A 21,020-nucleotide genomic window follows, 5' to 3' on the forward strand; every position below is an offset into this window, starting at 1 on the left:
CCCCAAAACATTGACGCCGCCGTGAACTGGGGTCACGGTGGGCTGCCCTCAGTCCATTGATCCTCTCATGACCGATCATCAAGGCCCGGCATCGAACAGAATCCCCGCCAATGCGCAGCGTGTCCTGGTGCTCCAGGGCGGTGGTGCGCTCGGCTCCTATCAAGCGGGCGCCTATCAGTCGCTGTGCCATTTCGGCTTCGAGCCGGAATGGGTTGCCGGCATCTCGATCGGCGCGGTCAACGCCGCCATCATTGCGGGCAATGAGGGCCAGACCCGCATCAAGCGGCTGAAGGAATTCTGGGAGATGGTGTCGGCGCCGGTGCCGTGGAAGCCGATCGGCAAGAGTGATCACAGCCGCGAGCTGTTCAACTCCACGAGTGCCGCGTTGATTGCGACCTTCGGCGTGCCCGGCTTCTTCGTCCCTCGGGTCCCGCCGGCGCCACTCTGGCCACCGGGTCATCCGGAATCGGAGAGCTATTACGACACCGCGCCCCTGAAGAAGACGCTGGAACGGCTGGTCGATTTCGACCGCATCAACGATCTAAAGACGCGTCTGTCGGTCGGCGCGGTCGGCGTCACCTCCGGCAATTTTCGCTACTTCGACAATTACGAGTTCAAGAGGCTCGGCAAGAAGATCGGGCCCGAGCACATCATGGCGTCGGGCGCGCTGCCGCCGGGCTTTCCCTCCGTCGTCATCGATGGCGAGCATTACTGGGACGGCGGCATCGCCTCGAACACGCCGCTCGACTATGTGCTCGACGCGGAGCTCGAACGCGACCTCCTGATCTTCCAGGTCGACCTGTTCAGCGCGCGTGGTGAGCTGCCGAACTCGCTGCTCGAGGCGGCCGAGCGCGAGAAGGACATCCGCTTTTCCAGCCGTACGCGCATGAACACCGACAAGAACAGGCAGTTGCACAATGCCCGCAGGGCCGTGCGCGACCTGATCAGCAAATTGCCGGATTACCTGAAGAACGATCCCTCCGTCGAATTCCTCGCCAAGGCATCGCGCGAAAGTACCGTGACCGTGGTGCATCTGATCTACCGCAGCAAGAACTATGAATCCTCGTCCAAGGATTACGACTTCTCGCATGTCGCCATGGTCGAGCATTGGGAAGCCGGCGTGCGCGACGTGCACCTGTCGATGCGCCACAAGGATTGGCTCGAAAAGCCGCAATCCGGCGAGACCATGGTGACCTATGATCTCACGGGGGACGTCACCGCGCCCCCGGCCTCAAAAGGAGCGAACGAAAATGGGTAGTCTGTCAGGCAAGAACGCCGTCGTGACCGGATCGACCAGCGGCATCGGGCTCGCATATGCGCGTGCCTTCGCTGGGGCGGGCGCCAATGTCGTCATCAACGGCTTCGGCTCGCCCGAGGATATCGAGAAGGAGCGCGCCAAGATCGAGGCCGACTTCAAGGTGAAGGCGATCTATTCGCCCGCCGACATGACCAAACCCGCCGAGATCGCGCAGATGATCGCGCTCGGCGAGAAAACCTTCGGCTCGGTCGACGTTCTCGTCAACAACGCCGGCATCCAGTTCGTCTCGCCGATCGAGGAGTTCCCGGTCGAGAAGTGGGATCAGATCATCGCGATCAATCTCTCTTCGGCCTTCCATGCCATCCGCGCCGCGGTGCCCGGCATGAAGAAGAAGGGCTGGGGCCGTATCATCAACACGGCATCTGCGCATTCGCTGGTCGCTTCGCCGTTCAAGTCGGCCTACGTCTCGGCCAAGCACGGCATCGCCGGCCTCACCAAGACCGTGGCGCTCGAGGTTGCGACCCACAAGATCACCTGCAACTGCATCAGCCCAGGCTATGTCTGGACGCCGCTGGTCGAGAAGCAGATCCCGGACACGATGAAGGCACGCAATCTGACGCGCGAGCAGGTCATTCATGACGTTTTGCTCGACGCGCAGCCGACGAAAGAGTTCGTCACGTCCGAGCAGGTGGCGTCGCTGGCGCTGTTCCTGTGCAGCGATGATGCCGCGCAGATCACCGGCACCAATCTCTCGATCGACGGCGGCTGGACGGCGGAGTAAATCCACTCTCTGTCAGGCCCGCCACCGGGGTCAGGCCCGCCACCGGGGTTCGCCTTCGGCGAGCCCGATGACGGGCCCCGGTGGGGCGTCCAGTACGCCACGGCCTGTCGATTCAATCATAGCCGAGTACTGGGCGGTTTCGCCCGGTCCCGTCTCCGCCAAGGCTCCAACAAGGCTCGCAAACTCGGCTCGCCGAAGCTTCAGCGGAGGCGGCAAGCTGGTCGATGACAGCGTGAGTTGTGCGGCCGATCTGCGTTCAATGAGTCCAGGCCAGCGCGGTGACGATCGCGGACGACAGGTTCAGCTCCGCAAACATGATCTTGCCGGCGACCACGAAGAGGACGCTGGCAAGGGTCAGGCGCAGCACCGTCTCCGGCACGCGCGTGGCACTGAAGCTGCCGAGCACGATGCCGGGCAGGGAGCCCATCAGGAGCACGCCCATCAGCGCCCAATCGACGTCACCAAGCGCCCAGTGTCCGGTGCCGGCCACCAGCGTGAGCGGCACGGCGTGGGCGATATCGGAGCCGACGATGGTCGCCATCGGCAGGCGCGGGTAGAGCAGGAGCAGCACGGTCACGCCGACCGCGCCGGCGCCGACCGACGAGATCGAGACCAGCACGCCGAGCACGGCACCGGTGACCACGGTCGCGATCGCGGTGGTGCGGTCGTCGACGCCTTCGAGCGTCCTGCGATAGCGCTCCATGATCGCCTTGCGAAAGATCAGCGAGGTTGCGGTGAGCAGCAGCGCGAAGCACAGCACCAGATTGACCAGGCCGCGCTCGGCGTCGCTCTTGAGATCGAGCTTCCACAGCACGAACAGCGTCAGAGCACTTGCCGGAATGCTGCCGCAGGCCAGCCGCAGCACGGCGGGCCAATGCACGCTGCGCGACCAGCCATGCACCACGCTGCCGCCCGTCTTGGTGCCGGCGGCGTAGAGCAGGTCGGTCCCGACCGCGGTCGATGGGTGGACGCCGAACAACAGGATCAGCAGCGGGGTCATCAGCGAGCCACCGCCAACGCCGGTCATCCCGACAAGCAGGCCGACGCCGAATCCCGAAGCGACGTAGAGCGGATCAATCATGTCTGGGAGGAATCTAGGTTTATCTCGTCTACAGGGCAATACGACGTAGAATAAACTTCCCCTGAACTGCAACTGCTTGGATCAAATAAGAAAAAACATGCTGCGGGTGGATGGCGAGGGGGTATTTCGTCCAATTCTCAAGCATTCCGCGAAACGCACGTTTCGAGGGAGGCAATCCAGGTGAAGCATTTTGCACAGACCTCTTGCTGGCCGGGTCGCGGACCAGCAACCGGCGTTAGTTTCCGAAGGCCAGCACATGCAGGCCGAGCCGCTGCCGGACGATCCAGAACAGCAGCACGGTCTCGAAGCTGAGCGAGATCGACGTTGCGGCCGCCGCGCCGTGGCCGCCGAAGTGCGGCACCAGTGCGATGCAGAGGATGACGTTCATCACGAAGGCCAGCGCGTAGGCGAGCGCACAGATCTTCTGGTGGCCGAGCATGTTGAGGAGGCGCTCGACCGGCCCGATCGCGGCGCGCACCACGAGCCCGACCGCGGCGATGAACATGATGTCGTAGCCGATCACGAATTGCGGTCCGAACAGCCAGAGCAGCGGCTTGCCGAGTGCCAGCAGCACGGCGGTCGCGGCGAGGGAGGGCCAGAACGTCCAGTTGATGGCGTGCGCGACATAGGCCGACAGACGGTTCTTGTCGCCGAGCGCGTTGTATTCGGCAAAGCGATGCGCCGTCGTCGCCGACATCGCGTAGTGGATGAAGGACACCAGCGCCAACGTCTTCACCACGGCGAAATAGACGCCAACCTCGTCGGAGGGGCGGAATTGCTGAAGCACCAGCACATCGGTGTAGGACAACAGCAGATAAAAGCTCTCGACCAGCAGGATCGGCAGCGAGATCGCTAGCCAGCCCCTGACGTCGTATGCCTTGGGGCCGTCCTCAACATGGTCCGCGAGCTTGTGGTTCAGCGCCACCATCTGGCCGGTCATCGCGATCCATACCGCGCCCGCGCTTGCCACCATCGCGGCGGTAGCGCCGAGATGAAAGCCGAGCAGGAAGGCGGACGCGGTGATACCGATGATCAGCGCCTGGCGAATGATGAATTGCGGCATCAGGCCGAGCTGCATCCAGTCATGCGCGCGGGCGATACCGTCCTGGGTGTTGGCGACGACGAAGGCCGGCAGCGTCATGCAGCCGATATAGAGCGGCAGCCGTGCGGCCGGATCGATCCATGGCGAGAGCAGGAAGATGATGCCTGCCAGCACAAGCGAGACCAGGATCGAGACCACGAAGGTCAGCCAGCGGCTACCGGAGAGGAAGCCGCGCAGCAGCGCGTGCGCGCCGCTGGTGCGATATTCGGGAATGATTTTCTGTGCGGAGGCCGAGATACCGAAATCCATCATGCTGCCGAGCAGCAGCACCCAGGTCCAGACGTAGACATAGACGCCGTAGTCGGACGTGCCCATCCAGCGCGCCAGCAGGATCTGCGAGAAATAGGCAAGACCTGCGCTGATCACACGGATGAGGAAGATGGTACCAGCGAGCCGTCGCGTCAGCGACGCCTCGCTCGTGGCGCCGCCCACGCCGGTCCATCTGGCACGCAAACGTGCGAAGGACCCGACGGGCTCACTCGTTGCGGGTTGTGCGTCCGTCACGGCCACGTCGAAGATCCCTGCGCCCCCGCAAGATGCGGCAGGGTTGGCGTAGCAACCATTCGTTAAGAAACGGTGCCATCAGTCATTCCGGGGCGATGCCAACGGGTCCGCGCAAAGCGCGGCCCGATGACAGGCGCCGCATCGGGCCCGGAATCTAGAGCTTGTGGCGCGAGATTCCGGGTTCGCGCTACGCGCGCCCCGGAAGGACACCTTGGCTCAATCCAGATTGATATTGAACTCGTACGACTTCTCCGGCCCCACCAGCGTGAACTTCAACGCGGCGCCGTCGGGCTTGGCGCCGGGCGGCAGGCCATCGAGCTCGAAGGCGAAGCGCTTGACGCCTGCTGGGCTGTGCTCGACGGGCGAGGGGATCGGTAGCGCCCAGTCGGGTGTCGGCCCCTCCACGAACAGGTTGACGTTGCGCCCATCGGGCGTGGCCACGTCGACCAGCACCTTCGTCGCGCCCTCGCGCTTGACGTCGCGGATGGTTAGCGGAGCGGAATCGCCGATATTGGCGGGCTTCGGCACGCTGTCGAGCGCCGCGAACAGCGTGCCGTCCTCGGTCGAGGCGACGCTGTTGAAGCCGAGCTCGGCGCTGGCCTCAACCGGGATACAGAGCTTTTCGCAGACCGCGTAGTTGATCTCCGCGCGCAGGGTCACGGGCTTGTCCGGTGCCTTGGCGACGATGCGCAGCGGCAGCACGATCTGGTCGTGATAGCCGATCGAATGGCCGCCGGCGCCGTCGTCGAATTTCAGCGGCGCTGGCCACATCACCGTCACAGCTTCGACATTTTCGGACTTGGAGAAGTCGAACCGCGGCGGAACGCCGGAGTCCCCGGGCGTGCGCCAATAGGTCTTCCAGCCGTGTTGAAGCTGGAATGCGATGCCGCCGAGCAGCACCGGGCCGCTGCGCGATCCCGCCAAGAGGCGCACGGCAGAATGGCCGTCGCGCTGCCAGGGCGAGGCGTCGTCGGCGCGGACGCTCGAGGGCTGCGCCGACACGAGCAAGGTTGCGGCGACGATGGTCGCAGCGTGCTTGGGAACTATGGTGAGCATGGTACGTCTTTACAGGGTCGATCCGGGGCAAACCATTGAATTGCTTGTGATGGATGAACCGGCAGCAGGCTTAGGAATTCGGCTTGGGAATTCGGCTTGGGAATTCGGCTTGGGAGTTAGGCTCGGGGATTTCGGTCCACGCAAGCCTTGATTTGACAGCGGACAAGCCCGACATCAGGATATGAACCGAGAGGGAGTGCTTCACCGATGGGTTCTGCAGGCAAGAGAACTGGCGATAGCACCCCGGCGATCGGCCCTACCGTCTCTAATTCGGCGGGCTATCTCGACGGGCGGCTCCTGATCGCCATGCCGGTCATGGGCGACCCCCGCTTCGAGCGCTCGGTGATCTATCTCTGCGCCCATTCGGCCGAGGGCGCGATGGGCATCATCGTCAATCATCCCGCCGGCAGCATCGATTTTCCGGAGTTGCTGGAGCAGCTCGGTATCATCAAGAAAGGCGCGCAGATCAAACTGCCGGAGAACGCCGAGAGCATGAAGGTATTGCGCGGTGGCCCGGTCGATACGGGGCGCGGCTTCGTGCTGCATTCCAGCGACTTCTACATCGAGAACGCGACGCTGCGGATCGATGACGGCGTCTGCCTCACCGCGACTGTCGACATCCTGCGCGCGATCGCCAACGGCTCCGGTCCAAAGCGTGCCATCCTCGCGCTCGGCTATGCCGGCTGGGCGCCGGGTCAGCTCGAGACCGAGATCCAGAGCAATGGCTGGCTGCATTGCGATGCCGATGCGGATTTGATCTTCGGCGACGACGTCGAGGACAAGTACGCGCGTGCCTTGCACAAGATCGGCATCGATCCCGGCATGCTCTCGAACGAGGCCGGGCACGCGTAGTTACACCCGCGCGGTCATGCCCCGTCACCGGGTCTCGCCTTCGGCGACCCGATGACAGGCTGCTAGGTTCTAGTCTCGGAGGCGGCAGCGATCGATCCTTGGGTCAATCGGGCCGCTGGGCGAGCAACCGCGTGGTCTCAAAGCGAAACGCAAACCTAATCCGGCGCTGGAAATCGGACTCGAAGATTGCCGGAACACGTTCCCGACCAAACGAAAGCTCTCAAGCGTCCCGCCGCCGCGGCGTCGGCGCGGGGTAGCGGGCATAGAGCGTCTCGACGCGATCCCGCCACATCGTCACGAACGCGCCCGAGGTGAGGCGATCGACCGACTTCCATTCGCGTTTGACCGCCGGCAGCGTGTTGCCCCAGATGGCGCGCTTGCACCATCTCTCGCCCTTCTCGATGCCCTCGCGAGTCGCGCACATCGACTTCCAGGCAATCCGCTGCGGATGGCTGATGTGTTGGGCGGCTCCTTCCCAGCCCTGCTGGTGGATCAGATAAAGATTGGCGAACGTCAGCTCCTCGTGCGTCGTTGCTTCGAATAGCGCAGCCTCGGTGATGAACTTGTAGGCGGCGGCCACAGCATTGTCGCGAGAATTGAGGATGTCGCCCGACCCGTAAGTCCTAAACTCAGACTTGCTCAGCTGGAACAGACCTATATAGGAGCCGGTGCGTTGCCTGGGATCAAAATCGGATTCGATTTTGGCAACCGCCTTCATGAAATTGGCATCGACTCCAAATGCTTTGGCCGCGCGTTCGATCTCCTGGACCGGCGTTCCGAGCGGAACGTCGCCGAATGCCGCCAAGGCGATCTTCGCGGGTTTCTCAGGCGGAGGAACTTCCGAGTAGACGTAGTACTTCAGATACGGCAGCTCGCCTTCGTCCGGCTTGGGAGAAGCAGCATGCGGCGGGTCCAGCTGCGGCGTTGACTCGCTCGTGGGCGGCGTAGCATCGAGGCTCGCACTGGTCTGCAACGTTGGCCCTTGCGGCGGCGAACTGGTCACTTCGGACGGCATCACCGAGTCCGGCGCCGCGTCTGCGAACCCCGCCGCAACAATCGCATTGGCCGATGATCTTGTGTCGAATTTCGCCTCGATGACCGGAGCCGGCAACTCCGCGCTGGCGTTCGTCAGCAGCGTCGTCACGTTCAGCGGGATGATGCCAAATGCATCGGCAACTCTCGCATTCGGCGTTGCGACGCTCGTGGGCGTCGCCGCGATCTGATGAATCGCGGCAAGCGAAGTTGCGCCCAGTGCGCCGGCAATACAGCTTACTTGCCAAATCTTCAATGTCGCCAACCGCGCGGCCGCGGTTTCCCCATTCAATCCCAACCACAGATCCCCGTGTTCAGTCTGGGGGCCCCAATCCTGCATCGACGTAGCTTTTGGATTTGCCACAACGAAGGCGTGAGGCTTGACGGCTCGATTTTCTCACCGGCTGTTGCGGTAAAGACGCACTGGACAGCGATACTGACCTATCTTGGAATTTTTTTTTTGCCCGTTTGCCGTCTAAGCGAACGCCATGTCACTTGAGGTGCAAGCCGTAACCGCACCACGCGCCGATCGTCGCGACGGCGCGCTCGCTGTAGCGGCGTCATCTGAGCCTGCTCAGGGTCATTTTCGACTGTTCGGCGGGCTTTGCCTGCAACCTGAGGGTTGCTTTGGCCCAAAAGCAACTGGGCGCGATGAGGGATTTGTTTTGCCGACTTGCCCGACGTGTCAAACGTCCGCTCCACCAAACATCCTTGCTGGCGGCGGCTGTCCTACTTTGCATGGGGTTGTTTTCGACTTTTAATTTTGGGAGTGACCGCGCATGCCTGATTTCCTCAGGGCTACTGATGGTCGCGTTCACCTTCGCAGGTGACGCAGCGCTTGGCCTACTCCGCCGCCTGCTGCACCGTCGGCTCGGTGCCCGCCACCGTTGCGCGGCGCATGTCGCGGGGCTGCGCCTGGTCGTAGCGGCGGACGCGGTGCATGGTCTGACGGTTGTCCCACATCACGAGATCATGCAGCTTCCATTGGTGCACGTAGACGAATTCTCCTTGTGTTGCGTGCTCGTTGAGATCGCGCAGCAAGAGCCGGCCCTCGGGCATGCTCATGCCGACGATCTTGCCGGCATGTGAGGACAGATACAGCGACTTGCGGCGATGCACCGGGTGCGTGCGCACCAGGCGCTGCAACACCGGCCTGAACATCGTCTTCTCCTCGTCACTATATTCGGTGAAGCCGAGCGAGCCACGCGAATACATCAGCGAATGCTCGCAGATCAGATCCTCGATCTCTGTCTTGGTTTCGTCATCGAGCGCATCATAGGCCGCGCGCATGTCGGCAAATTCAGTGTTGCCGCCCTTCGGGTTCACCACGCGCGCCGACAGCAGCGAAAATTTTGCGGGGATGGGGCGAAACGAGCTGTCGGAATGCCAGAGGCAATTGCCGAGATTGAACAGATGCGTGCGGCTGTCCTTCGCCAGCGGTTTGCCGTCCTTGCCGAGATTGCTGACATCGTTCAGTCCCGAGCGGAGGCGATAGTCCTTTTCCTTGGTGACGGTGCCGCCGCGCGCATCTTCGCGCTGGCCGAAATTCAGCGCGAAGGCCATCTGCTGCTCGTCGGTGATGTCCTGGTCGTGAAAAACCAGCACCGCGTATCTGTCCATCGCAGCCTCGATTTGGCGCGCCTCATCCTTTGTGAGCGGCTGGCGCAAATCGAGGCCCGAGACCTCGCCGACAAAATGCTTCTGAAGCTGCCGGATGGCGATCGTCATTGCGATTCTCCTGGCGCTCTCCCGGGGCCTGCAAGCGGTTTGCCCGCTCTGTTCGTGAAAAGGGTATCCCCGCGCCTGCCGCTGTCAACGCTATGCGCGCATGGCTCTCACGCGTTCCGCGCCATCAGGCCGCCGTCGATCGGAATCACCGCGCCGGTCAGGAACGAGGCTGCCGGCAGGCACAGGCTCAAGGTCATGTGCGCGACCTCCTCGGGGTCGCCATAGCGGCCAAGTGCGGTGCGGCGCTTGGCATAGATCGTCTTGTGATCTTCCGGAATCCGGTCGGTGATCGCGGTGCGGATCGGCCCCGGACAGATGCAGTTCACGGTGATGCCCTCGCGGCCGAGCTCGACGGCGAGCGAGCGCGTCAGGCTCGCAACGCCGCCCTTGGCGGCCGAATAGGGGCTGTGCAGCGCGGTTGCGCCGAGCGCCTCTGTGGACGCGATATTGACGATGCGCGGGCTCTTCGATTTGCGCAGGTAGGGCAGGGCCGCGCGGATGATGCGCGGATGCGCCGTCAACATCACCGCAATGCCCTTGGCCCAGGCATCTTCGTAAGCTTCGTCGTCGATCGCGACGCGCACGGAAATGCCGGCATTGTTGACGACGATGTCGAGCCCGCCGAAATGCGCGGCGACGTCGCCCACCACGCGGCTGATCTCCTTGGCGTTGGCAACATCGAGCTTCCACGCCTCGGCGGAGCCGCCGCTGGCGGTGATCTCCCTGGCGACGGCTTGCGCGCCATCCGCATCGTAGTCGGTCACGGCGACATTGGCGCCCTCCGCGGCGAACACGCGTGCGGTGGCGCGTCCCGTGCCGCTTGCCGCACCCGTAATGAGAACGGTCAATCCCCTGACGGATCGGCTGAGCTGCTTGAACTCTGGCATGCAGTTTCCTCGAGGCCCGCTTGTCTATTGTTGTGTGATTGACAAGGCTGGCATCGATCCGCACACACGTCAAACAAAGCAAAAGCAAAGGGAGGCCGCGATGAACGAGCTCGATTTCTCGAGTAAGCAGGTTCTGGTCGTCGGCGGTTCCAGCGGCATCGGTAACGGCATCGCACAGGCTTTTCGTGGCAAGGGCGCGCAAGTTGCGGTCTACGGCACGCGCGCCCATGCGAAGGACTATTCGGCGGAGGAGGGATCGGATCTCACGGGCCTTGTTTACGCCCAGCTCGATGTCAGCGATGCCAGGGCGATCGAAGCGTTCAAGCCGTCGTTCGAACGTCTCGACGTGCTGGTGCTGGCACAGGGTGCAGTGATCTATCACCGCGGCGAATTCGAGATGGCCGGTTTCCGCAGGGTGGTCGAAGTCAACCTCATGAGCCTGATGGCCTGTGCCACGCGCTTTCATCCCATGTTGCGGGATGCGCAGGGGTCGCTGATCATCGTCTCGTCGACCGCCGCCTATCACTCCACCATGGGCAATCCGGCCTACAATGCCTCGAAGACCGGTGCGGTCGGATTGACGCGGACGCTGGGCGAAGCCTGGGCTGAGGACGGCATCCGCGTCAACGGCATCGCGCCGGGGCTCGTCGATACCAAGATGACCAAAGTCACGACCTCCAATCCCCAGCGGCTCGAGGGAGCGCTGTCACGCATTCCGCTGCGGCGATTGGGCACGCCGGCTGATATGGCCGGTGCGGCCTTGTTCCTGGCTTCGCCGTTGTCGTCCTACATCATTGGTCAGACCATCGTCGTCGACGGCGGGCTCATTCTCTAAGCGACGATGCGGAACTGCGCTGCGGCTGATCGGTTACTTCGGCTGACCCTCGAGGAGGACCACCATGGACAACGATCGGATTGCCGGATCAGCCAAGGAGTTTGCCGGACGCGTCGAAGGTGCGGTCGGTGAGATGACGGGAGACGCGAAGACGCAGGCCTCGGCCAAGGCGCGCGAAGCGGCCGGCACCGTGCAGAACCTGTACGGCCAGGCGAAGGATGCCGCGCGCGATGCTACGGATACCGCTGCCGGCTACGCGAAGGATGCGTATGAAGCTGGCCAGGATACATTCCGCGACGGTACGCAGGCACTTGCAAAGAGAGTGCAGGACAACCCGCTCGGCGCGCTGCTGATCGCCGGCGGCATCGGCTTTGCGCTCGCGCTGTTGATGTCGCGGCCAGCCCGCCGCCCGCCGCCCCGCTGGCGCTACTACAGCTAGCCTACTCGAGACGACTATCTATCGCGGCGGATTACCCCAGAATTCCGCCGATCGCCCAACGTTGCCCGGCGGACGCGGGATCGCCGGATTTGGATTGCGCGGCGGCTGCGGCGCCAGTTGACGCGGCGGCGATGGCGAGCCGAAGCTGAAGAAATCGCGCAGCGATGGCGTTGCCTGCGCCGGTTGCTGGACCGGCGGCTTCTTCGGCGCGGGCTTTGGCGGCGCAATCGCGGCAGCAGCATTCGGCGCGGTGCCCGCACTTGGATTAGTGGCGCCGCCCTCAGGCGTCGTCGCTGCGACCGGCGTATCACCCTTGGCCTGCTCGCGGCCGACCTCGCGCCGTGGCCAGGCATAGTCGTCGGCGCGGCCTGCCGGCGGTGTCAGTGGCTCGCCCTTCACCAGCGTCTTGGCCGCGAGTGCATCGACGGCCGCCGGACGCGATCCCGGTCCGCCCAGCAACTGATCGGTGGAAATCGAGGCCGCAACGAGCGGCACGATCGGCCCCGCAAGCGGTCGCGGCGCGGGCTTGCCGGGCTCGGCGCTGGTATCCGGCGTTGCCGGCTCGCTCGGCAATGCGATCGGGCCTGAGCGCCCAGCCAGCAGACGCGTAATCTCACGCTCGACATAGTGTGCGAGCTTGCGTGCGCCGGCCTTGGTGAAATAGACGCCATCAGAGGTGCGGAGCTGACGGATCTGGCCTTCGAAGTCCGGGCCCTTCTGGAGGAAGCGGCCCGCTTCGTCGACAAAGCCGTCCCAGACGTCGACATAAGTGATACCGGCCTTTGCTGCGCCTTCCCGATAGAGCGAATCCAGGAACAGCATGTCCGCGGTGCCCTTCGGACCGCGGATCGCGGGTAGGCCGACCCAGAGCACCGGCACGCCCTTGGCCTTGAGCACGCCGATCAGCTCCTCGATCTTCTTGCCGTAGAGCTCGACCCAGCGGTCGTCGCGGAATTCATAGAGCCCGTTCGGCGAGCGCGCGGTTTTTTCCGGCGCGGCGGTCTGCGGTGCATCGGCATTGTCGGCGTCGTCCTGCGGCAGGTCGGGGTCTGCCGGCTTGTCGTCGGGTTTGGCGGCAGCATCCGGGCCGGGCTTGGTGTCCGTCTTGCCGTCCGCAGGTTTGCCTTGCGGCTTGGCGCGCGCGCCCTTGTCGTTCTTCTTGTCGGCAGGCTTGTCGGATTTGTCCGCGGCGGGCTCGCGGATTGCCAGGCGGTCGTTCAGGCCGAGCATGACGACGATGACGTCGGGCTTCTCAGTCTCGAGAATGCCCTTGGCCGCGGTAGCCCAGTCCGAGGGCTCACCCTTCGGCTGGTACTTGATCAGGCCGGACGTGGTCTTGTGCTTGCGGATCACACCCATGTCAGGCTGCTCGGTGTAGGCGTCCTCAAGGCCATAGGCGAGCCAGTCGGCCATGGCGTCGCCGATCACGAGAACGTTCTTCTCGGGAGTCGTGTCGCGCTTGGCAGGCGCGGGCGCACGCGAAAAATCCTGGCGCGGGGCCTGCTGCTGCTGAGGCTGCTGGAATGGTGCGAAGAAGTCGCCGCCGAACCAGCCACCACCACTGCGCGGTGGCGCAGACCGCTGCGGCGGACCGCCGAAGCCGGGGAAGTTGAAGAACTGCGCCGACGCAGGGCCCGCAATCGACACCATGATCGCAAGCGCCGTCCCCAGCGCGATCAACGGGCCGGTCTCGGTCAGCGCCTTGAAAAATGATTTCGGCTTCGACATGCAGTTCTGAGGCACGTGCCACGGTTTCGGAATAGGCCCGATATAATAGCGGAATCGGGCCGCAAACGGGCAGATTTGATTGCGCCATACACCGGGGAACTGCCGCCCTCGTCAAGGCCGGAGGCCGGATTTCGTGTTCAGGGTTACTTTCGGGACGGATTTACCGTCCGCGCAGCCGTTCCAGCATGTCGGAAGAGGCAAATCCGTCCGCGGGCGCCCCGATCGAGGCCTGGAAGTTGCGCAAGGCGTCGCGGGTCTGGCCGCCGAACTGGCCGTCGGGCGTGCCCTTGTAGAAGCCGCGCTGGACCAGGAGCTGCTGCAATTCCAACCGCTCGGCGCGGGACAGCTCCCGCTCCTGCCGCGGCCAGGGCTGCACGAAGGGCTGGCCACCCCGCAGCCGGTCAGCGAAATGGCCGATCGCCAGCGCGTAGGCCTCGGCCGGGTTGTACTTCATGATCACGCGGAAATTCTGCAGCATCAGGAAGCGCGGCCCTTGGGCGCCGGCCGGTGCGAGCAGGTAGGCCTTGTCGGCCGGGTGCGGGAAGGGCTGGCTGGTCGCGCGCGTGATGCCAAGCTTCTCCCATTGCGCGATCGTCATCGCCTTGGCGCGGTCGGCCAGCATGTAGTTGAAGCCGTCGGGCACCATCACCTCGTAGCCCCAGCTAGCGCCGCTCTGCCAGCCGTCCTTCTTCAGATTGTTGGCGGTGGACGCGATCAGGTCTGAAGGATTGTCGACGACGTCGCGCCGGCCGTCCCCGTCGCCGTCCACGGCAAAGCGCTTGAACGCGGTCGGCATGAACTGCGTGGGGCCGAACGCGCCGGCCCAGGAGCCGCGCATTTGTTCGGGCCGCAGATCGCCACGGTTGAGGATTTCCAGCGCGGAGAGGAACTCATCCCTAAAATAGGCCTGGCGGCGGCCGATGCAGGCCAGCGTCGCGGTGGATTGCAGCACGCTTCGGTCGCCCATCTGGGTCGAGTAGTTGGATTCGATGCCCCAGATCGCCGCGATGATGTAGCGGTCGACGCCATAAGCTTTCTCCGTGGCGTCGAACTGCGCCTTGTACTTGGCGAGGATCTCCTTGCCCTTGGCGAGGCGGTTGTCGTTCACGAGGATGTCGAGATAGTCCCAGATCGATTTGGTGAACTCCGGCTGCGAGTCCAGGAGATCCATGATGCGCAGGTCGGGTGTGAGCCCGGCGGTGAACTGCTGAAAATTCTCCTGCGTGATGTTGCGGCGTGCGGCATCAGGCCACATCGATGCAACGCAATTGTCAAAATTCGCGGCGGCCTCCCGGATCGCGGCTGCGGTCATCAGGGGGTGGCCGGAAGCGCCGTCCTCGCCGCTCCAAGATTGACTTCCGGCCTGCGCGCCGCCCGGACCGGGTGCAGGTTGCGCCGGCGACGGGTTGGAGCCGGAGAAGATGCCGCCGAACAGGTTCGACAAGCCATTTGATCCCTGCGCGCGCGCTTGAAGCGGGAACAGCAGGGCGGCCGCAATCAGGGTTGCGCCGGTCATTCCTGCAAGTCCTGCCATCGATCGCCTCATGTCCCAGCTGTGCGGCCAAAATCCGGCTGCAGGAGGCCGTTGTTACGGTTGCCAACACCTTAACGAAAGTGAAATTTTGTAGATGGCCTTTTCCTTTGAATCCCGGGGCAGGGGCCCAACATCCGCCTTTGTTACCGGCTGCAAACCGGCTAGCAAGATGTCATTGCTCTCCGTCCGCACGTCCCAAGGTATTCGATCAATCCCATGAAAATCCGCAAAGCCGTATTCCCCGTCGCCGGCCTCGGCACCCGCGTGCTGCCCGCCACCAAGGCGATGCCCAAGGAAATGCTCACCATCGTCGACAAGCCGCTGATCCAGTACGTCTATGACGAAGCGAGAGAGGCCGGCATCGAGCATTTCGTCTTCGTCACCGGGCGCAACAAGAACGTCATCGAAGACCACTTCGACCGCATGTTCGAGCTCGACTCGACGCTCGCCGCGCGCGGCAAGAGGGTCGAGCAGGAAGTCCTCGCGCAAAACCAGCCGGAGGCCGGCGCGGTCAGCTTCACCCGCCAGCAGGCACCGCTCGGCCTCGGCCACGCGGTCTGGTGTGCGCGCGACATCGTCGGCAACGAACCGTTTGCCGTCGTACTGCCCGACGAGCTCGTGCTCAATACGCCGGGGTGCCTGAAGCAGATGATCGAGGCCGCAAGCCAGCTTGGCGAGAAGTCCAACGTGCTCGCTGTCGAGGCCGTGCCGGACCATCTCACGCATCAATACGGCATCTGCGGCGTGGGAAAACGCAGCGGCAAGATCTTCGAGGTCGATGGCATGGTGGAGAAGCCGCCGAAAGGCACCGCGCCCTCCAACCTGTCGATCACCGGCCGCTACATTCTGCAGCCCGAGATCTTCAAGATCCTGGAGACCCAGGAGCGTGGCGCCGGCGGCGAGATCCAGCTCACGGACGCCATGATCGGACTCGCCAAATCGCAGAAGTTCTACGGCGTCGAGTTCGAAGGCGAGCGCCATGATTGCGGCTCCAAGGCCGGCTTCCTGCGCGCCAACATCGCCTATGGCCTGAAGCGCCCCGAACTGCGCGACGGCCTGCTCGCGGAGATGAAGAAGTATCTGGGCGGATAGCGAACTCTCGCCTCGGGTGTCATTGCGAGGAGCCACGCGGTCCCGCCTTGGCGGGCCGGATGACAGGCTCCGCGACGAAGCAATCCAGAATCTCTCCGCGGCGACAGCCTGGATTGCTTCGCTTCGCTCGCAATGACGGTGTGGCGTGTTCACGCCACCAGCGAAAGTTTCGGAATGTTCGCGACCACGGACTGGTTGCGGCCGCCGGCTTTGGCGGCATAAAGCGCTTTATCCGCGGCGGTCACCAGGATGGACCAGTCCATGCCGGCCGTGGGGACGAGGCTGGCGATGCCGCAGGAGACCGTCGTGCTCGCCTGGTCGTCGGACCAGCCCTGCACCTTGCAGCGGATCGTCTCGGCGATCTTGAACGCGTCCGCTTCCGAGGTGCCCGGCAGCAGCACGGCAAATTCCTCGCCACCATAGCGCGCGGGGCAATCGCCGGCGCGGCGAACGGAATCGGAGATGCAGATGGCGATGCCGACCAGCACCTGGTCGCCGGCCTGGTGGCCGAATGTGTCGTTGTAAGCCTTGAAGTGATCGGCGTCGATCATCAAGAGGGCGACCGGCGTCTTCTGCCGCATGGCGCGCCGCCATTCGACGTCGATCACGGAATCGAACTTGCGACGGTTTCGCAGGCCCGTGAGCGCGTCGGTGGTTGCCATCTCCTCGAGCTTGTTTTCCGCCTTGGCGCGTCGGCCGATCTCGCGCGCCAGCACCGCCGTCGAGCCCAGCACGAACAATGCGAGCACCAACACCACGGCGCCGATGCGCAAGGCTTCCTTCTGCCAGAGCTCGAACACGGCGCTGAGCGGCTTGCCGGCGACGACGAACAGGGGGGTGGTGGTACTGCCGCTGCGGACATAGAGGCGCGGCGTCGTATCCACCGGGCCCTGTCCCGCAAAAGAACCGCCTTCCTTCAGATTGTCCGCCTTCCAGTTCTGCCGGTCGGCCAGATTTCTGCCGATCACGTCGAGATCGAATGGCCGCCGCATCATAATGGTGCGGTCGCGCTTGAGCACGGTGATGGTGTCCTGCGGATCGAGGCTCAGCCGCTCGAACAGCTCGTGGAAGTAGCTGAAGCGGATCGAGCCCGCGACGACGCCCATGAAGCCGCCGTCCTGATCGCTGACCCGCCGGCTCAGCACGATGGCATAGGCGCCGCGAAACAGCATCGGCCGGCTGATGAACAGCCCTGCATTGGGGTTGTCGCGATGAACCCGGAAATATTCCTCGTCGGAGCGATTCTCCGGGACCGGGTCCAGCGTGGATGCATCGATGGTCAGCTTGCCGTCGGTGTCGAACACCTGAATGGCGCCAAAATGCTTGGCGGTTGTGGCGTGGTCGAACAGGATGAGCTGCCGGATCGATTTGCTGACCGTCCCGATTTCGGGCAGCAGCATGTTGCTGGCCACCGCCTTAAGCGACAGGTCGTAGATCTCGATGTTGCGGCTGATGTCGGCTTCGATGGTCGTAGTCAGGTTTTCCAGGGTCTGGCGGGCGAGCGCCTCCTCGCCACGGCGCATGTCCAACATCACGTTGACGCAAATGGCGGAAAAGCCGATCACCGTCACGACCGACGAGATGATCAGCAACTTCGCCGAGATTCGCCACGGCCGCCGGGCCGTGCCTTCGCGCCATCCAGCCAGCATCACTTGCTCCCGACACTAGTGGATGCACCTGAAATCTTGAGTAGTCTTTAAACTGAGACGCCGGTGCCGCAATCAGTTAAGAAACGGTTTCCGGGGCTAACGCTTTTCGGCAAGGGCGGGCCCCCGACGAACGATCGAGGACGACGGTGAACGACTACGACGCGTTGCGCGATTACCTGAAGCGGCAGAAGCAGATGGAGCTCGTGCTGAGCTTTGACCAGATCGAGGAGATCATCGGCGCAGCCCTGCCGCGTGCGGCGCAGCGCGCCTCATGGTGGGACAGTCTGCGCAGCCCCGACATCCAGATGCCGCAGCGCGAAGCCTGCCTCGCCGCGGGCTTCGTGGCGACACGGATGCCTGATGGTGCGAGCGTGCGGTTTACGAAGCGGAAGAACGACCGGCGGAGGTAGCGCGACGATCGGCGGTCTCTCCCCATCCAACAGTATCGTAGGGTGGGCACGGCGCAAGTGCGCCTTTGCCCACGATACGATACCGGACACGCGGCGAGATCAGCTCGCTGCTTCCAGCCGCACTTCCGTAAGCAGCCGCATCGCGGCGTCGGCGTCCATCGGCTCGCCGAAGGCGAAGCCCTGCGCGTATTCGCAGCCGAGCTGGTAGAGCTCGACAGCGTCCGAGTCGGTCTCCGCGCCTTCCGCCACCACGTCCATGCCGAGATCGTGCGCCAGTGCGATGATCGACTTCAGGATCACGGGGCGGGTGCCGCGGCTCGTGGTGCGCACGAAGGACTGGTCGATCTTGATGGTGTCGAACGGAAAGCGCTGGAGATAGGCGAGCGAGGAATGGCCGGTGCCGAAATCGTCGAGCGAAAGCCCGGTGCCGAGCTCGCGGATCCGAGTCAGCATCTGGGCTGCGTGCTCCGGATTCTCCATCACCAGCGATTCCGTCAATTCCAGTTTCAGCGTGCCGCGCGCGACCGAGGAGCGCGACAGCACGGTGCGGATGTCGTGGATGAGGTCGTGGCGGAGCAATTGCCGCGAGGAGACGTTGACGGATGCGAAGATCGGCTCGCGTGAGCGCATTGCGCGCTGCCAGACCGAGAGCTGCTTTGCGGTCTGGTCGAGCACGAAGAGGCCGAGGTCGACGATGAGGCCGGTCTCTTCGGCAATCGTGATGAATTCCGAGGGCGACATCCGTCCCAGTTTTGGATGATCCCAGCGCGACAGCGCCTCGAAGCCGGCGATCGAGCGATCTTCCAGCCGCACGATCGGCTGGTAGAGGATCGTCAACTCCTGCCGCTCGATGGCCCGGCGGAGCTCGCTTTCCAGCGTCAGGCGGTCGGTTTTTCGCGCGCGCATCGCCGGCTTGTAGACGTCGATGCGATCGCCGCCGATCCGCTTGGAATGATACATCGCAAGCTCGGCGTCCTTGATGATCTCGTCCGTAAGCTGGACTTGCGGATCAGAGAGCGCGAGGCCAATCGAGGCGGTGAGGAAGATCTCGCGGTCGTTGAAGGCGATTGGCGCGCGGATGGTCTTGCGGATGGTCTCGGCAAAGGCGGTGATGCGGGCCGGGTCCTGCTCGGACAGCAGGATCAGGCCGAACTGGTCGCCGGCGAGCCGCGCCAGCGTATCCTGCGGCTTCAGGATGCGGGTGAGGCGGCGGGCGAGCGTGAGCAGGATGGAATCGCCGACCGCGATGCCGACGGAATCGTTGACCTGCTTGAAACGGTCGAGATCGATGACCATCAGCGTCGGCCGCAGCGTCGGCATGGTCTTGGCGAAATTGGCGACCGCGCCGAGGCGGTCCATGAACAGCTTGCGGTTGGGCAGGCCGGTCAGATTGTCGTGCACGGAATCGTGCAGCAGGCGTTCCTCGGCATTGCGCAGCTCGGTCACATCGGTGAGCGTGCCGACGACGCGCGAGACCTCGCCGTCGGAGCCGACCACGGGACGTGCCTTCAGTGCGAACCACATGAAATGGCCGTCCGGAGTGCGCAAGCGGAAATCCTGCACCAGGCGGCCGCGGCGCTGGTCGAGCACGCTGTCGAGCGCGGCACGGAAGCGATCCTGGTCGAGCGGATGCAGCACCTCCAGCCAGGTCGCAGCCGGCCCTTCCAGCGTGCCGCGTTTCAGGCCGAGCAGCGCCTCGGTCTCGGGGCTGGTGAACACCTTGTCGGCGGAAACGTCCCAGTCCCAGATCAGATCGCCGGAGCCGGCCAGCGCGAGCGCCCGCCGCTCGATGTCGGATACGACGCCGGTGGTGGCGCCGCCGCCGGCGAAGGCGTGTTGCATGACCGTGAAGCCGATCAGCATCACGATCAGCACCAGGCCGCCGAGCAGCGCGGGTCCGACGATGTCGTTGGTCACGGAGCCCGCGACCGTCATGCCGGCCGCGACCACCCAGATCACGAGCAGGAACCAGGTCGGGATCAACAACACCGCGCGGTCAAAGCCATGGGTCGAGAGATAGACGATCAGCGCAAAGCCGGCGAAGGCGATCAGCACCAGGGACATGCGCGCGATCCCGGAGGCGACCGCTGGATCGAACAGCGCGAGCGCGACGAGCGAGCCCAGGAACGCGAGCCAGCCCACGGTGATGTGCGAATAGCGCACATGCCAGCGGCTGAGGTTGAGATAGGCGAACAGGAACACCAGCAGCGTCGCGGCCAAAATCGCTTCGCCCGCCGCGCGCCAGATGCGCTCGGCGTTGTTCGACATGTCGAGCACCTTGCCCCAGAAGCCGAAATCGACGCCGATATAGACAAGCACTGCCCAGGCGAGCGCCGCGGCGGCCGGGAACATGATGCTGCCCTTCACCACGAACAGGATGGTGAGCACGAGCGCAAGCAGGCCCGAGATGCCGATCACGATGCCCTGGTAGAGCGTGAACGAGTTGACCTTGTCCTTGTAGGCTTCCGGCTCCCACAGATAGAGCTGAGGAAGCTTGTCGGTGCGCAGCTCCGCGACGAAGGTGACGACGGAGCCGGGGTCGAGCGTGATGCGGAAGACGTCTGCGGTCGCGCTCTCCTGGCGCTCGGGCCGGTCACCGATCGAGGGCGTGATGGTCGCGATGCGCGACAGTCCGAGGTCCGGCCACAGCAGGCCCGACGAGACGATGCGGTAATGCGGCGCGACGATCAGGCGATCGAGCTGGTCGTCGGTGTTGTTGGCGAGCGCGAACACCACCCAGTTCTGGCCGCCCTCGCGCGCGCGCACCTCGATGCGGCGGACGATGCCGTCGGTGCCGGGTGCGGTGGACACCTGGATTCGGTCAGCGTCACTGCGCTGGTGCTCGAGTACGGCGGTGAGGTCGATCGCGGGCGCGTCGCTGCGGACGCTGACGGCATCAAGCGCGCGTGCAGGCGACGCGGCGACAAGAATCATGAGGCCCAGCGCTATGGGCGCGAGGCACCTGATCAGACGCAAGGTCAGTTCTCCGCGTTCGACGCAAACTCTTCAGTGCTAACCGCATTTCCGAACGTAACGAGATGGTTCGGCGCTT

Annotated in this window: 17 protein-coding genes; 7 read left to right on the top strand and 10 right to left on the bottom strand. The window is 64.0% G+C overall.

Translation table 11 applies throughout. The annotated features are described in order from the left end of the window. Positions 1-67: 67 nt before the first annotated feature. Positions 68-1,258 (top strand): DUF3734 domain-containing protein, encoded by a 1,191-nt coding sequence (locus tag SO139_RS15185; protein WP_449376990.1) that lies wholly within the window; start codon positions 68-70, stop codon positions 1,256-1,258. Continuing rightward, positions 1,251-2,039 (top strand): 3-hydroxybutyrate dehydrogenase, encoded by a 789-nt coding sequence (locus tag SO139_RS15190; protein ID WP_449376989.1) that lies wholly within the window; start codon positions 1,251-1,253, stop codon positions 2,037-2,039. Before SO139_RS15185 ends, SO139_RS15190 begins: the two co-directional genes overlap by 8 nt. A 256-nt stretch (positions 2,040-2,295) precedes the next feature. Here the strand turns inward: SO139_RS15190 and SO139_RS15195 are convergent, their stop codons facing one another. From SO139_RS15195 to SO139_RS15205, 3 genes are all read right to left on the bottom strand, one after another. After that, positions 2,296-3,120: a sulfite exporter TauE/SafE family protein gene (locus SO139_RS15195; protein ID WP_449376988.1), complete on the bottom strand. Its 825-nt coding sequence runs from the start codon at positions 3,118-3,120 to the stop codon at positions 2,296-2,298. Between the two features lie 235 nt (positions 3,121-3,355). Beyond that, positions 3,356-4,732 (bottom strand): flippase, encoded by a 1,377-nt coding sequence (locus tag SO139_RS15200; protein WP_449376987.1) that lies wholly within the window; start codon positions 4,730-4,732, stop codon positions 3,356-3,358. A 210-nt stretch (positions 4,733-4,942) separates the two neighbouring features. Beyond that, positions 4,943-5,782, bottom strand: coding sequence for a protein-disulfide reductase DsbD domain-containing protein (locus tag SO139_RS15205; protein WP_449376986.1), 840 nt, complete (start codon positions 5,780-5,782; stop codon positions 4,943-4,945). A 207-nt stretch (positions 5,783-5,989) separates the two neighbouring features. On the opposite strand from SO139_RS15205, the gene SO139_RS15210 reads away from it, so the two are divergent. Further along, positions 5,990-6,634 carry a YqgE/AlgH family protein gene (locus SO139_RS15210; protein ID WP_474799086.1) on the top strand — a complete coding sequence of 215 codons (645 nt, stop codon included), beginning with the start codon at positions 5,990-5,992 and terminating at the stop codon, positions 6,632-6,634. Between the two features lie 220 nt (positions 6,635-6,854). On the opposite strand, the gene SO139_RS15215 is transcribed toward SO139_RS15210, so the two are convergent. The 3 genes from SO139_RS15215 to SO139_RS15225 form a co-directional block, all read right to left on the bottom strand. Further along, positions 6,855-7,922, bottom strand: a complete 1,068-nt coding sequence (locus tag SO139_RS15215; RefSeq protein WP_449376984.1) for a lysozyme family protein — start codon at positions 7,920-7,922, stop codon at positions 6,855-6,857. Positions 7,923-8,509: 587 nt separating this feature from the next. Beyond that, a complete protein-coding gene (locus SO139_RS15220) occupies positions 8,510-9,394 on the bottom strand; it encodes a TauD/TfdA dioxygenase family protein (protein WP_449376983.1) in 885 nt (294 codons plus the stop codon). A gap of 107 nt (positions 9,395-9,501) precedes the next feature. Beyond that, a complete protein-coding gene (locus SO139_RS15225; protein WP_449376982.1) occupies positions 9,502-10,281 on the bottom strand; it encodes an SDR family NAD(P)-dependent oxidoreductase in 780 nt (259 codons plus the stop codon). 100 nt (positions 10,282-10,381) lie between these two features. Here SO139_RS15225 and SO139_RS15230 point away from each other — a divergent pair, with 100 nt between their 5' ends. Next, entirely contained in the window at positions 10,382-11,116 is a 735-nt protein-coding gene (locus SO139_RS15230) for an SDR family NAD(P)-dependent oxidoreductase (protein ID WP_449376981.1), read from the top strand. Between the two features lie 64 nt (positions 11,117-11,180). Continuing rightward, on the top strand, positions 11,181-11,555 hold the full coding sequence (locus SO139_RS15235; RefSeq protein WP_449376980.1) for a CsbD family protein: 375 nt from the start codon (positions 11,181-11,183) through the stop codon (positions 11,553-11,555). An 18-nt stretch (positions 11,556-11,573) separates the two neighbouring features. Here the strand turns inward: SO139_RS15235 and SO139_RS15240 are convergent, their stop codons facing one another. Together SO139_RS15240 and SO139_RS15245 are read right to left on the bottom strand one after the other, a co-directional pair. Next, the gene (locus SO139_RS15240) at positions 11,574-13,283 is read right to left on the bottom strand and encodes an SGNH/GDSL hydrolase family protein (RefSeq protein ID WP_449376979.1); all 1,710 of its coding nucleotides are present in this window, start codon (positions 13,281-13,283) and stop codon (positions 11,574-11,576) included. A gap of 160 nt (positions 13,284-13,443) precedes the next feature. Further along, entirely contained in the window at positions 13,444-14,799 is a 1,356-nt protein-coding gene (locus SO139_RS15245) for a lytic murein transglycosylase (protein ID WP_449377021.1), read from the bottom strand. 234 nt (positions 14,800-15,033) lie between these two features. On the opposite strand from SO139_RS15245, the gene SO139_RS15250 reads away from it, so the two are divergent. Continuing rightward, the gene (locus SO139_RS15250; protein WP_449376978.1) at positions 15,034-15,909 is read left to right on the top strand and encodes a UTP--glucose-1-phosphate uridylyltransferase; all 876 of its coding nucleotides are present in this window, start codon (positions 15,034-15,036) and stop codon (positions 15,907-15,909) included. Positions 15,910-16,058: 149 nt separating this feature from the next. On the opposite strand, the gene SO139_RS15255 is transcribed toward SO139_RS15250, so the two are convergent. Continuing rightward, a complete protein-coding gene (locus tag SO139_RS15255; RefSeq protein WP_449376977.1) occupies positions 16,059-17,558 on the bottom strand; it encodes a diguanylate cyclase in 1,500 nt (499 codons plus the stop codon). Between the two features lie 146 nt (positions 17,559-17,704). Here SO139_RS15255 and SO139_RS15260 point away from each other — a divergent pair, with 146 nt between their 5' ends. Beyond that, the gene (locus tag SO139_RS15260; protein ID WP_449376976.1) at positions 17,705-17,968 is read left to right on the top strand and encodes a DUF7662 domain-containing protein; all 264 of its coding nucleotides are present in this window, start codon (positions 17,705-17,707) and stop codon (positions 17,966-17,968) included. Positions 17,969-18,067: 99 nt separating this feature from the next. Here the strand turns inward: SO139_RS15260 and SO139_RS15265 are convergent, their stop codons facing one another. After that, positions 18,068-20,944 carry an EAL domain-containing protein gene (locus SO139_RS15265; protein ID WP_449376975.1) on the bottom strand — a complete coding sequence of 959 codons (2,877 nt, stop codon included), beginning with the start codon at positions 20,942-20,944 and terminating at the stop codon, positions 18,068-18,070. Positions 20,945-21,020 lie beyond the last annotated feature (76 nt).

Source organism: Bradyrhizobium sp. UFLA05-89 (genome assembly GCF_059803475.1).

Bases quoted from the DNA above. Each gene is read 5' to 3' on its own strand.
- SO139_RS15185 (WP_449376990.1), top strand. From the start codon at position 68: ATGACCGATCATCAAGGCCCGGCATCGAACAGAATCCCCGCCAATGCG.
- SO139_RS15190 (WP_449376989.1), top strand. From the start codon at position 1,251: ATGGGTAGTCTGTCAGGCAAGAACGCCGTCGTGACCGGATCGACCAGC.
- SO139_RS15195 (WP_449376988.1), bottom strand. From the start codon at position 3,120: ATGATTGATCCGCTCTACGTCGCTTCGGGATTCGGCGTCGGCCTGCTT.
- SO139_RS15205 (WP_449376986.1), bottom strand. From the start codon at position 5,782: ATGCTCACCATAGTTCCCAAGCACGCTGCGACCATCGTCGCCGCAACC.
- SO139_RS15210 (WP_474799086.1), top strand. From the start codon at position 5,990: ATGGGTTCTGCAGGCAAGAGAACTGGCGATAGCACCCCGGCGATCGGC.
- SO139_RS15220 (WP_449376983.1), bottom strand. From the start codon at position 9,394: ATGACGATCGCCATCCGGCAGCTTCAGAAGCATTTTGTCGGCGAGGTC.
- SO139_RS15225 (WP_449376982.1), bottom strand. From the start codon at position 10,281: ATGCCAGAGTTCAAGCAGCTCAGCCGATCCGTCAGGGGATTGACCGTT.
- SO139_RS15230 (WP_449376981.1), top strand. From the start codon at position 10,382: ATGAACGAGCTCGATTTCTCGAGTAAGCAGGTTCTGGTCGTCGGCGGT.
- SO139_RS15235 (WP_449376980.1), top strand. From the start codon at position 11,181: ATGGACAACGATCGGATTGCCGGATCAGCCAAGGAGTTTGCCGGACGC.
- SO139_RS15240 (WP_449376979.1), bottom strand. From the start codon at position 13,283: ATGTCGAAGCCGAAATCATTTTTCAAGGCGCTGACCGAGACCGGCCCG.
- SO139_RS15245 (WP_449377021.1), bottom strand. From the start codon at position 14,799: ATGACCGGCGCAACCCTGATTGCGGCCGCCCTGCTGTTCCCGCTTCAA.
- SO139_RS15250 (WP_449376978.1), top strand. From the start codon at position 15,034: ATGAAAATCCGCAAAGCCGTATTCCCCGTCGCCGGCCTCGGCACCCGC.
- SO139_RS15255 (WP_449376977.1), bottom strand. From the start codon at position 17,558: ATGCTGGCTGGATGGCGCGAAGGCACGGCCCGGCGGCCGTGGCGAATC.